The following is a 12271-nucleotide window of genomic DNA, read 5'->3' as shown; positions in this document are numbered from 1 at the left end:
CCTCTGGACAGCCAAAAACAAGCCGATAAGTTTATTTGGATAACCCTTTCTGACCATCAATGGCCAGTCTCCGCACCCGCCTCGCCGTCCTGCTGCCTCTGGCGGGGATGCTGCTCGCAGCTGCACCTGTTGAGGCGGCCAGCGCCAACACCAAAAAGGGTGCTCAGATCTATTGCTACATGCGCACCAATGGCAATGATCACGAGGTGAGCTTCAAAGCCTCCTACGCCCTGATCAAGCGTCAGAGCAGTGGGGTGTTCAAAACATCCCCTGAGCATGCAGCAGTGATGATCACTGAAACGGTGGTGGCGGAACCGGAGACCTACCCAGATTGCGGTCGCTATCTGGGGGATCTTTTTGGCGGGAAAGCCTCCAAGAGATCGTCAAGCGCCACTAAAGCGAGTGTGACCACCGACAGCAGCACCAACGCAGAGGCTTCAACGGACTGGGATGCTGATGATCGATACAGCTACTGAAACTTTTGTCATCGCTGAGGCCTGCGCAAGCCCGTTGCTGTTCCAGATGGGGTCCAAAACTGGTTTTGATCGGTTGCTTGCTGCTGCTGATCCAAGCCTGCGGAAATGCTGAAAGTCCCCAAGCTGCTTCGCCTGATCCAAAGGTAAAACCATCCAGCTGCCTTGAAGATCTCGATCTGCAGCGACTGGACAAGGCTTTGAAACATTGCAATGCGGTTGTGGTGAGTCACCCTGACAATCCTGTTCCGCTCACCGACCGCTCACTGATCCACACCTTGATGGGCAGTGATGACGAGGCTTGCGCTGATGTGAGCAAAGCCACCTCCCTTCTCACAGGCAAAAAGACATCCAAAGATCCTCTGCTCAGGCATGAGCTGGCCGTCCGTCAGCAATCCTGCAAACAACGGGCGACCATGGCAGGCAACGGCTGACGATCCAAGCTGATACGACGTGGACCCAACAGCAACTCGATTTTTTCCGCCTTGCTGGCCACAAGGCCATCAACGAGCTGATCGGCCAGACCAAGCTGGAGCCAATGGCTGGTGAGCCCGCCATCCATACCGATTCGGTGACATCGGTCCTCCGCCTGGTCAACATCTCCCGGGGTCCAGGGCCTCTCAAGCAGCACAACATGACGAGCTCTGTGAAGCGTGAATCCCAACCCCCCACAGCCATAGGTGGCTAGAAGCAGATCGGTTCCACCAGATTGGAAGCGGTCCACAGCAGTCTGTCGCTGTTCCGGTTTTTGCCGACCGGTCAACAGCTCACCACCCAGCTGCTGCTGCAGGAGCTGTAACGGCGTCACAAAGGAACTGAACAACACGATCGCCTCGCCATCAACACGCAACTGCTCGACCAGCGCCTGAACAGACGGAAGCTTGAATTCCGACGCAATCATGCGCAGGGACGTCAGCACGGCAAGAGATTCAGCATCGGAACGCACTTCACCGAGTTGCACGCGTCGGCGGTAGTCCTCCACCACGAGACGGAGGCGATGATCGAATCCAAGCGCCTGCTCCTCAGCCAGTGAAACGGTGTGGCAGCGACGCTGCTTGGCGGGCAGACCCAGCACCTGCTGCTTACGCCGATGCAAAACCAGCGGTCGGGTGAGACGCCGCAACTCCTCAAGACGACTTGCACCATCTGCACGCCAACGGCGCCGACCACCCTGCTCACTCCAATGTCCCTGGCAGAAGATCTCCTCAAAGGAACGCTGATCGCGTGCAAGCGGATGATCCATCGCTGCAAGCAAGGGAAAAAACTGAATCGGTCGACCATTGCGGATGGGTGTACCCGTAAGCATCCAGACCGCCCGCAACCGGGGATGGCGTGCCAGACGCAACAGAGCCTGGGTTCGCTGAGCATGAAGCGACTGGGCGAAATGCGCTTCATCCACCAACAGAAGAGTTCCCGCTTCCGGAAGGTCATCAGGCAAACGAGCCCAGCTGTGCAATGTGCACTGAAGATCCAATGACTCCACTTCGCGCTGCCAGTGCGGGTGAAGTCCCACAGGAGCGATCACCATGAGCTGCAGAGGTACAGCACGCATCAGAGCGCGAGCGGCAAGGAGAGAGGTAAGCGTCTTCCCCAGACCCATCTCATCAGCAAGCAACGCTCCGCGACGTGACAACAACCAACGAGCACCGGAACGTTGATGAGGAAGCGGTATTCGACCATCAGCCAAGGGCTGATTCAGGTCGGTACACGCCATCAACTCCCGGTGACGAGGAAGCGGTGGCAGTGGATGACGGTGCCAGTCCAGCCAACGCACCAGTTCTTCTTCAACCCGAAAACGTGAGCCCAGACGGTCGAGCAGGCACTCAGCTGCGGCAAGTGGGAATTCCCAGCCATGCTGCGAGCCTTTCCAGAGTCCACGAGGCCGGATCCGGCCCATCTGCGCATGCGTTACCGCATCAAAGGGGTAAGTGACCCTCACAAGTCCTGATGGGGTCAGCCCAAGGCTGCAGCAGGACGTTGACAATGCCGGTAGGACAATTCAATGAAAGCAATTGTATTAGTTCTCCAGGGCACCACAAGGGACTTAAAGCTCAAATATCACACTTGAAAAGTACCGAAAATGCAGCAAAGAACACATTGACGAACTCTGGGAAAGCGCCAGAATTCTTTCAACCGAGCCATTCGGATGCATAACAGGGACGCGGTTTTCCTTGAAGATCTTTGCCCTAAACTGCGTGTTCGAAGATGGCGTCAATCACTACATACTTACACCGGTAAAAGCTGTATTTACTGCGGAAAAAGATCAGAATCGATTGACCACATTCTCCCTAGAGCCAAAGGCGGTTTAAGCACCACTGAAAACTGCGTTCCAGCTTGTCTTTCATGCAACGGGCACAAATCTGATTCCGATGTTTTTGATTGGTATCGACGCCAACGTTTTTACGATCCCCGCCGAGCCATGGCGATCCGAGCATGGATGGATGGTGATCTGCGCCTTGCCCTGAGACTCCTTCAATGGGCACAACCTGAGCTGAATCAAACCACCAGCGCATCGCACACGCCGGATTCCTCACTCGACAACCAGGATCATCAGAGCTGGGGGCTTGAGGCCGCCTGAAGCCACTCCACTGGAACCGTGATCACCAGACTCTGCAGGCCTCTGCGGAATGATGCTGCTGACAGATTGAGGCCTGTTGCTCAGGCTGCTCTGGTGCAAGCACAAAAGCCCCGCTCACCAACACCGAAGCGAACAGGGTTGCCGCCAGGCGACGCAGAGCGGCGCTCTCACCTGTGGACAGTGCAATGCCGCGATTGAAGGACCTGCGAGGCAGCATGGACGACTGAGAAGACACCAGGGGAAGACAGGAACTGGTCACGGCCGCATATTCACTGATACGTTTGTACTCATGCCGGAATCACTTGTCAACCGTTGCCGATCGCTGCCCGCTGAATCCAGGCTGTGCATCCTTGGAGCCGGCTTCAGTGGACGTCGGGTCGCTGCCCTGGCTGAAGCCCTGAACATCAGTGTTCTCACCACTCGCAGAAACCCAGAGTCCAACAGCAGATCCCTGCGCTTTGACACGACCAGAAACGTGATACCGACCGAGGCAGAACTGCATGGCGTGACCCATTTGCTCAGCACCATCCCCCCTGGGCGTGATCAGAACGACCCTGTGCTGCGGACACTGGGAGCTCAGCTCTGTCAGCTGCCCCTGCGTTGGGTTGGGTATCTCTCCACAACTGGTGTCTACGGCGACACAGATGGAGCCTGGGTGAGTGAATCGGATACACCAAAGCCCGGCCAGGATCGCAGCCGCAGACGCCTGATCTGCGAGCAAGAGTGGCTGCACAGCGGTCTGCCGGTGCAGATTCTCAGGTTGCCCGGTATCTATGGACCGGGTCGTTCACCTCTTGCTGCTGTGCGGGCCGGCACCCTGAAGCCCATACACAAGCCGGGCCAGGTGTTCTGCCGGGTGCACGTCGATGACATCGCCGCTGGCTGTCTGCACCTGATGCACTGCTCTGCCGCTGGCCAACACCCTGCCATCGTCAATATCTGTGACCATGAGCCGGCTCCAAGCCATGTGATGCAGCGTCACGCCGCAGACCTTTTGAACTGCAACCTTCCGGAAATTCGCGATTACGCGGACGCTGAGACAGACATGAGCGCAATGGCCCGCAGCTTCTGGGCCGAAAACCGCCGGGTCAGCAACGACCTTCTCTGCAAAACACTTGGATACTCCATGATTCATCCGAACTTCCGCAGCGGGCTCCAGCACTGCCTGGAGGAGGAGAGACTCATGGAGAGCCTGGCGCGGAGCGCTCCGGACTGAGCTGAGGAATCTGATCCAGCTTCAAGGGCTGATCAGGATCGATGAACGTCAGACCTGCATCATGCAGCAAGCGACCCCACTGAACCTCAAGCCAGCCTTCCCGAAGCGCCGTCCCCAGGCCATAGAGCAAAAGGCCGATCACCAGCCAACGCAGCATGACCTCATCCATCGAATGCCATGACGCTAATCAGCGCCTCGTGATCGCACTCGGAGATCCTGCCGGGATTGGCATGGAAGTCACGCTGAAAGCGCTCGCTGATCCCAGGCAACCAGCGAACATGCCGACTCCTCTGCTGGTCGGCTGCAGGGCCAGCCTGCAGAAAGCCGCCGCCAATCTCAGACAGCACTCACCGGATCCCATCGCAGATCCTGATGCACTGAACATTGAGGATCTCCCGGTGCCCGGAGGTCCTCTTGAACCCGGCGAGGCGGGAGCCAGAAGCGGAGAAGCCGGTTTCCGCTGGCTGACCCGGGCTGTGGAGTTGGTGCAACAACAGCAAGGGCGGGCACTGGTGACCGCACCGATCGCTAAACATGCCTGGCATGACGCCGGACATTGCTATCCAGGCCAGACCGAACGGCTGGCTGAACTGGATGGGCAAAAAGCCGCTTCCATGCTGTTCACGGCTGTCTCCCCTTTCAGCGGATGGAGACTCAATACTCTGCTTGCCACCACACACATTCCTCTAGGGCGGGTCGCGGAGGTTCTCAGCGCGGATCTGGTTGGGCGAAAACTCGATGAACTGGCGGAATTCTGCCTGCGCTTCAATCCCACGCCTCAATTGCTGGTGGCCGGCCTCAATCCGCATTCCGGCGAGCAGGGACAACTGGGAGGTGAAGAGCAGCAGTGGCTGAACCCTCTGCTGGAGCGTTGGGCCAGAGAACGTCGTGACGTGCAACTGAAAGGCCCCATTCCCCCTGACACCTGCTGGCTGAGTGCGGCCAAGGCCTGGCGAAACATTGACCGTCGGATCGGACCCGACGGAATCCTGGCGCTGTATCACGATCAGGGCCTGATTCCGGTGAAGTTGCTGGCTTTCGATCAGGCGGTCAACACAACCCTGGGCCTGTCTTTTCTGCGAACCTCTCCCGACCATGGCACCGGCTTCGACATTGCCGGACAAGGTGTCGCACGGGGAGCCAGCATGCTGGCGGCAATTCAGGCGGCCTGGGAACTCAGCCAGGCTTGACGCGCATCAGCACCTGCCCGAATTCCACAGGGGTGCCGTTGTCGACAAGGATTTCCACCACTTCGCCTGCAACCTCGGCTTCCAGCTCGTTCATGAGCTTCATCGCTTCAAGGATGCAGATCGTCTGACCGGCATTGATGCGACTGCCGATCTCCACGAAGGGTGCTTCCCCTGGAGCAGGGGCCGTGTAGAAGGTGCCGACCATCGGTGCCGTGACATCCACCAGATCAGATCGGGAGCCCGCCGCGGGCGGTGGAGCCGCTGGGGCTGTGTCCCCCTGGACAGGGACATCAACAACAGGTGCAGGTGAAACAGTCTGAGCGACAGTGACCGGGGGTGCAGCCACGGCTGTAACCGGCAGGTTGCGACGAACTTCCAGACGGAAGTCATCGCCTTCAAGGCGGAACTCCTGAATGTCGCTCTCAGCCAAGGCGTCCAAGAGCTTGTGCAGCTGATCGTGATCGAGTTGCATGACTCAGCTGCTCTCCCGACCCAGGTAGGAATCGTTGCGCGTATCCACCTTGATCTTCTCGCCGATCGAGAGGAACAAAGGAACCATCACCTGAGCGCCGGTTTCAAGGATCGCAGGCTTGGTTCCACCGGTGGCAGTATCTCCTTTGACACCAGGGTCGGTCTGGGTGATCTCCAGCACAACGGAGTTGGGCAATTCAACTTCGAGGGGCTTCTCGTTCCAGGAGACCACACTCACTTCCATCCCCTCCTTGAGGTACTTGCGGCTGTCACCGATCTGCTGAGCAGTGAGACGGGTTTCCTCATAGCTCGACATGTCCATAAAGACATAGTCCTCACCTTCCATGTAGGTGTGCTGAAGTGTGGCTTTCTCCAGCAAGGCCTGAGGAACCATTTCTCCGGCGCGGAAGGTTTTGTCAACAACGCTCCCTGTCTGGACTGACTTGAGTTTCGTGCGAACAAAAGCCGAGCCTTTGCCAGGCTTCACATGCAGGAACTCGACCACGCGCCAAACGGCACCGTCGAGCTCAATCGTGGTGCCGGTGCGAAAGTCGTTGCTGGAGATCATTCCCGCCGAACGGTTCAGGGGATCATACGGCTGTGCCAAAGTCCTTTCAGCACCTGGGGTTCTCCTTGGCGATTCGGTTGGAATTTCAACGCTTGAGCGCATGGCTGATCAGCCTGCTGATCGTGATTGGCCTGGCCTGGACCCCTCCGGCCTGGGCGGGACTCCCCCAGGGAAACGCCGTTCAGGATCCGGCAGCGATCCTGCGTGATTCTTTGCCCATGAATCAGCAGGATCTTCGCAATCTGCAGCATCTGCTTGAAGGCACCAGTGATGACTTGCGTGCCAAGCGCTGGAGTGCTCTCGGACGAGGTCTCAAGCGCACGCAATCCCTCCTGAGCGACAGGAGGAGTGCAATCATCGCCGCGATGCCCAGCGACGATCAGGCAAAGGCCGAAAAGATCCTTGATTCTGTTGCCGATGACCTGAACGTTCTCGAGGAAAGCATTGAAGGCAAAGACAAAGCGGGTTTCATCCAGTCTCGTCGCCAGACCCTCAGCCAGATCGGTGATCTGGAGGCACTGCTGATTGACGATCGGTTACCCGACATCCCTGCGGAATTCGACGAGCTGCCGCGACTGGCGGGCCGAGCCACCGTGGTGATCGAAACCACTGAAGGTGATCTCACCGCTGTGGTGGATGGTTACAACGCACCGCTGACCGCTGGTGCATTCATCGATCTCAGCCTGAAGGGCTTCTACGACGGCCTGCCCTTCAACCGTGCGGAAGATTTCTACATCCTGCAGAGCGGTGATCCCAAAGGACCTGACATCGGCTACGTGGATCCAAAAACCAAGCAGGAACGCCATGTGCCACTGGAAATCCGCGTTCCCGATGAACCCGAAACCCTTTACAACCAGACCTTCGAAGACGTTGGTCTGTTCAAAGCCACTCCGGTGCTTCCCTTCTCCACACTCGGAACACTGGGTTGGGCACACTCCGATCAGGCGCTTGACGATGGCTCATCCCAGTTTTTCCTGTTTCTCTATGAGGCGGAGCTGACACCAGCAGGGCTGAATCTGGTGGATGGTCGCAATGCAGCCTTCGGTTACGTCGTTGACGGCTTTGATGTGCTCGAGGAACTGGGGGTCAACGATGAAATCAAGCGGATCAAAGTGGTTGATGGTGCAAATCGACTCCAGCAGCACGCCTGAGTTCCTTGAAGGTCACACTGGCGGAACTGGGTGAAGGGGAGCTGCTCAGGCGGATTGCCTGCTTTGCTCCACCGGGCCAGCTGGCTGATGACACCTCCGGCCTTGCCGCCGACTCCCGGCAGCTGCTGGTGAACACTGATGTCCTGGTGGATGGCATTCACTTCAGTGATGGCACAACAAGTCCGGCCGACGTGGGCTGGCGCGCCGTAGCGACCAATATTTCTGATCTCGCAGCCAGCGGCGCTGTGGATGTGGATGGAATCACGGTGGCTCTGGTGGCACCGGGAAACACCTCTTGGCACTGGGTTGAGGACCTGTATCGCGGAATCAGTGAAGCTCTCAGCTGCTACGGCGGCATCCTGCTGGGAGGGGATTGCTCCGCAGGCAAACAAAGACTGATCTCAATCACCGCACTCGGTCGACTGGGACCCCTGCGCCTGCACCGTGCTGATGCCTGCCCGGGTGACTGGCTCGTCACCAGCGGGGACCATGGCCTGAGCCGTTTAGGTCTGGCACTGCTGCAGGGTGATCCGGTTCTGAATGAAAACAGTGGGCTGGCGGACAAGCTTCAACAACGGGCCATCAGCCAACATCAGCGCCCGAGACCGCGGTTGGATGCCCTGAAAACACTGCTCGAGAACAAACCTGAGAATCTGCCATGGAGAGCAGCCGGCACGGACAGCAGCGATGGCCTTCTTGCTGCGGTGAAGGCTCTTTGCGACAGCAGCCGATGCGGAGCGCAACTGAACCATGACTGGCTTCCACGGCCCGAAGGGTGGCCTTCAGGCGATCTGTGGGATCAATGGTGCCTCAACGGTGGTGAGGATTTTGAACTGGTGCTGAGTCTGCCTTCCGACTGGGCCCAGCACTGGCTCGAACATCAACCGGGCAGCAGGCGGATCGGCTGCATCACAGCCGAGAGCGATGAAATCGTTTGGAGTGACACCAGGCTCGCTGTAACCGCTGCGGGATTTGATCACTTCGGCGTTGCGCTGAATGACGCCTGAACAAAAAATCCCTCCCAGCGGGAGGGATTGAGACATCAGATCAAAACCTGATCATTTCCAGTTCCTGGCGACGACCTCGGCAAGGTCGACAACCCGCTGGCTGTAGCCCCACTCGTTGTCGTACCAGGCAACGATCTTGAAGAAGTTGTCACCCATGGCCAGGGTCAGATCCGCATCAAAGATGGTCGACTGATTGGTGCCTGCGTAGTCGCTGGACACCAGCGGCAAGTCTCCGTACTTGATGATCTTGTTCATGGGGCCATCAGCAGCTGCCTTGAGAATCGACTTGATCTCATCGACGGAAGAGGCACGGTTGGACTCAAACACCAGATCAACGGCTGAGACGTTCGGAGTGGGAACGCGCATCGCTATGCCGGTGAACTTTCCCTTCACAGCTGGATAGACAAGAGCCACTGCCTGGGCTGCACCGGTGGAAGTGGGAACCATGTTCACAGCAGCGGCACGGGCACGACGCAGATCGCGATGGTTGTTGTCGAGAATCCGCTGGTCGCCTGTGTAACTGTGAATCGTGGTCATCAGACCACGATTAATGCCGATCGACTGATCAATGACCTTCACCAGAGGGGCAAGGCAGTTGGTGGTGCAACTGGCGTTGCTGAGGATGTCGAAATCCTCGTGACGGTATTGATCCTCGTTCACACCGACCACGAAGGTGCCGACCTTGGGACCCTTACCGGGAGCTGTGAGAATCACCTTCTTGGCGCCAGCCTGAATGTGCATGCTGGCTTTCTCGTCTGTGTTGAAGACACCGGTCGACTCGAGGACCAGATCCACACCCCAATCCTTCCAGGGGCAGTTGAGGGGATTGCGGTCGGAGAAGAATTTCACCTGCTTGCCATTGACGATCATCGAGTCGTCAGTGGTTTCAATTTTCACGCCGGGGTCGAGCTTGCCCAGAATGGAGTCATAGGTGAGCAGGTGAGCACTGGTTTTGGGGTCCGAGGTGGCATTGACGCCCACGATCTCGATATCGGTGTCAGCGCCACGGCTGATCCATCCCCGCATCACATTGCGACCGATTCGGCCGAATCCATTGATCGCAACGCGCAGGGTCATATCAGAAGCGGATAATCCGCGGGGAATGGCCGCTGATCATACAGAAATCGCCAATTTCCATTCAACGCGCTTACTCAGCAAATCTTGGAAGGATTTAAAACGACAGTTTGCGGCGATTAGTGGTCAACAGGAAATGCTGATTTAAGGTGCGCGTCCATGGCATTGGTCATTGAGCAGATCGCTTGACAGCCCTTCCTCAGTGCACTTCATCGGTGCAGGCGGAATCGGCATGTCTGCCCTCGCAAGAATTCTGCTCAGTCGTGGTCACAAGGTGAGTGGTTCAGACCGCAGGATGTCGCCAGCAATGGAATCCCTGCAGTCGCTGGGGATGGTGACTTTCGGCTCGCAAACGGCGGACAATCTCGATCAGCTGGAGAAACTTGGTTTCGCTTCTCCCCTGGTCGTCATCAGCAGTGCCATCCCGGACAGCAATCCGGAACTGGCCGCAGCTCGACGGTTGGAACTGACTGTCTGGCACCGCTCAGATCTGCTCGCTGCCCTGATTGATCAACAGCCCTCCATCGCAGTAGCGGGCAGCCACGGCAAAACCACCACGAGCACAGTGGTCACTTCGCTCCTCCACAGTGCTGGAGAAGATCCCACCGCTGTGATCGGTGGCATCGTTCCCTGTTACGCAAGCAACGGTCATGCGGGCGCAGGACGTCTGCTTGTCGCAGAAGCCGATGAATCCGACGGCTCCCTGGTGAAATTCAACGCAACCCTGGGCGTGATTACCAATCTGGAACTGGATCACACGGATCATTACAGGGATCTGGATGATCTGATCACCACGATGCGGCGCTTCGCTTCAGGTTGCGGTCGACTGCTAGCCAACCAGGATGACCCGATCCTGAGCGAACACTTTCAAGCCGATGCCTGGTGGTCAGTGCAACGCAGTGACAACGTCGATTACGCAGCCTTGCCAATCGCGCTTGAGGGTGACCACACAGTTGCGGATCTCTACGAACAAGGTGAGTGCGTCGGCCGGATCACCTTGCCGCTGCCAGGCCTTCACAACCTGAGCAATGCTCTGGGAGCTCTTGCAGCCTGCCGATTGGAAGGAATCCCTCTCGAACGTCTGATCACCCACCTCGACAGCTTGAAAACTCCAGGTCGCCGCTTCGACTATCGCGGCGACTGGCAAGGTCGGCTGGTTGTGGATGACTACGCCCATCACCCCAGTGAGGTGGCAGCCACTCTGGCCATGGCAGCTCTGATGGTGACCAGTGGGCGAAGCCCCTTACCACGCAGCCCAAAGAGGCTGATGGCTGTGTTTCAACCCCATCGATACAGCAGGACTCAGGAGTTTCAGAACGAATTCGCGAAGGCACTCTCCGGCGTGGACATTGTTGTACTGGCTCCCCTGTTCTCAGCCGGTGAAACTCCAATTGCCGGTGTCAGCAGTGAATCCCTCGCATCCTGCATTCAGCAACACAATCTCGACCAGACCGTTCTTGTGGCAGAAACCATGGACGAGCTGACGGATCTGGTCAAGACGCACAGCCATGCTGATGACCTCGTGCTGGCGATGGGGGCCGGTGATGTGAACAGCCTCTGGTCGCGGCTGTCACTAAACTCATTGCAGGAGCAGACGTCATGTCAGTCGACACTGACTGCTTGAGTGTTCTGAAAGAAAAGGGAATCCTGCAGGCGCAGGTTTCCCTCGCTCACTACACAACCTGGAGAGTGGGCGGACCGGCTCAATGGCTGGCCGAACCGAACGCAACCCAGCAGATTCCCACTTTGTTGAACTGGGCGGCAAATGAAGGTTTACCCGTGCGTGTGATCGGTGCAGGCTCCAATCTGCTGATTGCTGATGCAGGGCTTCCAGGATTGACTCTCTGCTTGCGGCGGTTGCAGGGACTTGACCTGAATTCCCGGACAGGCAGGGTGCGGGCAAGTTCAGGTGAACCGATCCCCACCCTGGCAAGACGTGCCGCGAGAAAGGGATTGCAGGGGCTGGAGTGGGCCGTGGGCATCCCTGGCACCGTTGGAGGAGCCGCTGTCATGAACGCGGGTGCTCAGGGTGGCTGCACGGCTGAACGGTTGCTCAGCGTGGATGTCGTTCCTCTGCAAGGCGACGATTTCCAGATCAGGAGGCTTGCGCGGGAATCCCTGGATTTCGCGTACCGCCACAGTGCTCTGCAGACCAAACCAGTGCTGGTGGTGGCCGCAGAGTTTCAACTTGAAGCAGGTCATGATCCGGCTGAACTGCAGGAACGCACCACCGGAAACCTCAACCATCGCACCAGTACCCAGCCCTACAAGCAACCGAGTTGCGGCAGCGTCTTCCGCAACCCGGAACCGGCGAAGGCCGGTCGTCTGATTGAGGGTCTTGGCCTGAAAGGCCGTCGCGTCGGTGGGGCTCAGATCTCCGAAATTCACGCCAATTTCATCGTGAACACCGGAGGAGCCTGCGCTGCAGACATCCGCAATCTGATCGGCCTGGTGCAAAAGGAAGTGGCAGATGCCCACGGCATCGAGCTGCAACCTGAAGTGAAACGACTGGGATTTGAAACGGCGGCCTAACCTTCCGGTTC

General features: G+C 57.9%; 15 protein-coding genes. 9 read left to right on the top strand and 6 right to left on the bottom strand.

The window, feature by feature from the left end; genetic code table 11:
* Positions 1 to 59 precede the first annotated feature (59 nt).
* Both SIB73_RS12735 and SIB73_RS12730 read left to right on the top strand, forming a co-directional pair.
* On the top strand, positions 60 to 476 hold the full coding sequence (locus SIB73_RS12735) for a DUF6554 family protein (RefSeq protein ID WP_413404571.1): 417 nt from the start codon (positions 60 to 62) through the stop codon (positions 474 to 476).
* Positions 477 to 553: 77 nt separating this feature from the next.
* Entirely contained in the window at positions 554 to 907 is a 354-nt protein-coding gene (locus SIB73_RS12730; RefSeq protein ID WP_413404573.1) for a hypothetical protein, read from the top strand.
* Here the strand turns inward: SIB73_RS12730 and SIB73_RS12725 are convergent.
* Positions 862 to 2370, bottom strand: a complete 1509-nt coding sequence (locus SIB73_RS12725; RefSeq protein WP_413404575.1) for an SNF2-related protein — start codon at positions 2368 to 2370, stop codon at positions 862 to 864. The genes SIB73_RS12730 and SIB73_RS12725 overlap by 46 nt on opposite strands.
* A 249-nt stretch (positions 2371 to 2619) precedes the next feature.
* Here SIB73_RS12725 and SIB73_RS12720 point away from each other — a divergent pair, with 249 nt between their 5' ends.
* On the top strand, positions 2620 to 3051 hold the full coding sequence (locus tag SIB73_RS12720; protein ID WP_413404577.1) for an HNH endonuclease: 432 nt from the start codon (positions 2620 to 2622) through the stop codon (positions 3049 to 3051).
* A 22-nt stretch (positions 3052 to 3073) separates the two neighbouring features.
* Here SIB73_RS12720 and SIB73_RS12715 read toward each other — a convergent pair whose 3' ends face one another.
* Positions 3074 to 3310, bottom strand: coding sequence for a serine protease inhibitor (locus tag SIB73_RS12715; RefSeq protein WP_413404579.1), 237 nt, complete (start codon positions 3308 to 3310; stop codon positions 3074 to 3076).
* Between the two features lie 30 nt (positions 3311 to 3340).
* On the opposite strand from SIB73_RS12715, the gene SIB73_RS12710 reads away from it, so the two are divergent.
* Positions 3341 to 4267: an SDR family oxidoreductase gene (locus SIB73_RS12710; protein WP_413404581.1), complete on the top strand. Its 927-nt coding sequence runs from the start codon at positions 3341 to 3343 to the stop codon at positions 4265 to 4267.
* On the opposite strand, the gene SIB73_RS12705 is transcribed toward SIB73_RS12710, so the two are convergent.
* Positions 4233 to 4436 (bottom strand): 4-hydroxythreonine-4-phosphate dehydrogenase, encoded by a 204-nt coding sequence (locus SIB73_RS12705; protein WP_413439614.1) that lies wholly within the window; start codon positions 4434 to 4436, stop codon positions 4233 to 4235. The two genes, SIB73_RS12710 and SIB73_RS12705, sit on opposite strands and share 35 nt — an antisense overlap.
* Between SIB73_RS12705 and pdxA the strand changes: the two genes are divergently transcribed.
* Entirely contained in the window at positions 4423 to 5457 is a 1035-nt protein-coding gene (gene pdxA / locus SIB73_RS12700) for a 4-hydroxythreonine-4-phosphate dehydrogenase PdxA (protein ID WP_413404585.1), read from the top strand. The two genes, SIB73_RS12705 and pdxA, sit on opposite strands and share 14 nt — an antisense overlap.
* Here pdxA and accB read toward each other — a convergent pair.
* The gene (accB, locus tag SIB73_RS12695; RefSeq protein WP_413404587.1) at positions 5444 to 5929 is read right to left on the bottom strand and encodes an acetyl-CoA carboxylase biotin carboxyl carrier protein; all 486 of its coding nucleotides are present in this window, start codon (positions 5927 to 5929) and stop codon (positions 5444 to 5446) included. The two genes, pdxA and accB, sit on opposite strands and share 14 nt — an antisense overlap.
* A gap of 3 nt (positions 5930 to 5932) precedes the next feature.
* Positions 5933 to 6496 carry an elongation factor P gene (gene efp, locus SIB73_RS12690; protein ID WP_413404589.1) on the bottom strand — a complete coding sequence of 188 codons (564 nt, stop codon included), beginning with the start codon at positions 6494 to 6496 and terminating at the stop codon, positions 5933 to 5935.
* Positions 6497 to 6528: 32 nt separating this feature from the next.
* On the opposite strand from efp, the gene SIB73_RS12685 reads away from it, so the two are divergent.
* Positions 6529 to 7647, top strand: coding sequence for a peptidylprolyl isomerase (locus SIB73_RS12685; protein ID WP_413404591.1), 1119 nt, complete (start codon positions 6529 to 6531; stop codon positions 7645 to 7647).
* Between the two features lie 5 nt (positions 7648 to 7652).
* Positions 7653 to 8654: a thiamine-phosphate kinase gene (gene thiL / locus SIB73_RS12680; RefSeq protein ID WP_413404593.1), complete on the top strand. Its 1002-nt coding sequence runs from the start codon at positions 7653 to 7655 to the stop codon at positions 8652 to 8654.
* Between the two features lie 51 nt (positions 8655 to 8705).
* Here the strand turns inward: thiL and gap are convergent, their stop codons facing one another.
* Positions 8706 to 9731, bottom strand: a complete 1026-nt coding sequence (gene gap, locus SIB73_RS12675) for a type I glyceraldehyde-3-phosphate dehydrogenase (RefSeq protein ID WP_413404595.1) — start codon at positions 9729 to 9731, stop codon at positions 8706 to 8708.
* A gap of 169 nt (positions 9732 to 9900) precedes the next feature.
* Between gap and murC the strand changes: the two genes are divergently transcribed.
* Both murC and murB read left to right on the top strand, forming a co-directional pair.
* A complete protein-coding gene (murC, locus tag SIB73_RS12670) occupies positions 9901 to 11352 on the top strand; it encodes a UDP-N-acetylmuramate--L-alanine ligase (protein WP_413404597.1) in 1452 nt (483 codons plus the stop codon).
* On the top strand, positions 11328 to 12260 hold the full coding sequence (murB, locus tag SIB73_RS12665) for a UDP-N-acetylmuramate dehydrogenase (protein WP_413404599.1): 933 nt from the start codon (positions 11328 to 11330) through the stop codon (positions 12258 to 12260). The genes murC and murB overlap by 25 nt, the downstream gene beginning before the upstream one ends.
* Positions 12261 to 12271: the final 11 nt, after the last annotated feature.

This window comes from Synechococcus sp. MIT S9509 (genome assembly GCF_047303035.1).
Classification (GTDB): domain Bacteria; phylum Cyanobacteriota; class Cyanobacteriia; order PCC-6307; family Cyanobiaceae; genus Synechococcus_C.
This window is presented reverse-complemented; position numbering and strand designations above follow the sequence as displayed.

What these genes read in the sequence shown, in the direction of transcription:
- SIB73_RS12735 (WP_413404571.1), top strand. Translation starts at nt 60, where the DNA reads ATGGCCAGTCTCCGCACCCGCCTCGCCGTCCTGCTGCCTCTGGCGGGG.
- SIB73_RS12725 (WP_413404575.1), bottom strand. Translation starts at nt 2,370, where the DNA reads ATGGGCCGGATCCGGCCTCGTGGACTCTGGAAAGGCTCGCAGCATGGC.
- SIB73_RS12720 (WP_413404577.1), top strand. Translation starts at nt 2,620, where the DNA reads ATGCATAACAGGGACGCGGTTTTCCTTGAAGATCTTTGCCCTAAACTG.
- SIB73_RS12710 (WP_413404581.1), top strand. Translation starts at nt 3,341, where the DNA reads ATGCCGGAATCACTTGTCAACCGTTGCCGATCGCTGCCCGCTGAATCC.
- pdxA (WP_413404585.1), top strand. Translation starts at nt 4,423, where the DNA reads ATGACCTCATCCATCGAATGCCATGACGCTAATCAGCGCCTCGTGATC.
- SIB73_RS12705 (WP_413439614.1), bottom strand. Translation starts at nt 4,436, where the DNA reads ATGGATGAGGTCATGCTGCGTTGGCTGGTGATCGGCCTTTTGCTCTAT.
- accB (WP_413404587.1), bottom strand. Translation starts at nt 5,929, where the DNA reads ATGCAACTCGATCACGATCAGCTGCACAAGCTCTTGGACGCCTTGGCT.
- efp (WP_413404589.1), bottom strand. Translation starts at nt 6,496, where the DNA reads ATGATCTCCAGCAACGACTTTCGCACCGGCACCACGATTGAGCTCGAC.
- gap (WP_413404595.1), bottom strand. Translation starts at nt 9,731, where the DNA reads ATGACCCTGCGCGTTGCGATCAATGGATTCGGCCGAATCGGTCGCAAT.
- murB (WP_413404599.1), top strand. Translation starts at nt 11,328, where the DNA reads ATGTCAGTCGACACTGACTGCTTGAGTGTTCTGAAAGAAAAGGGAATC.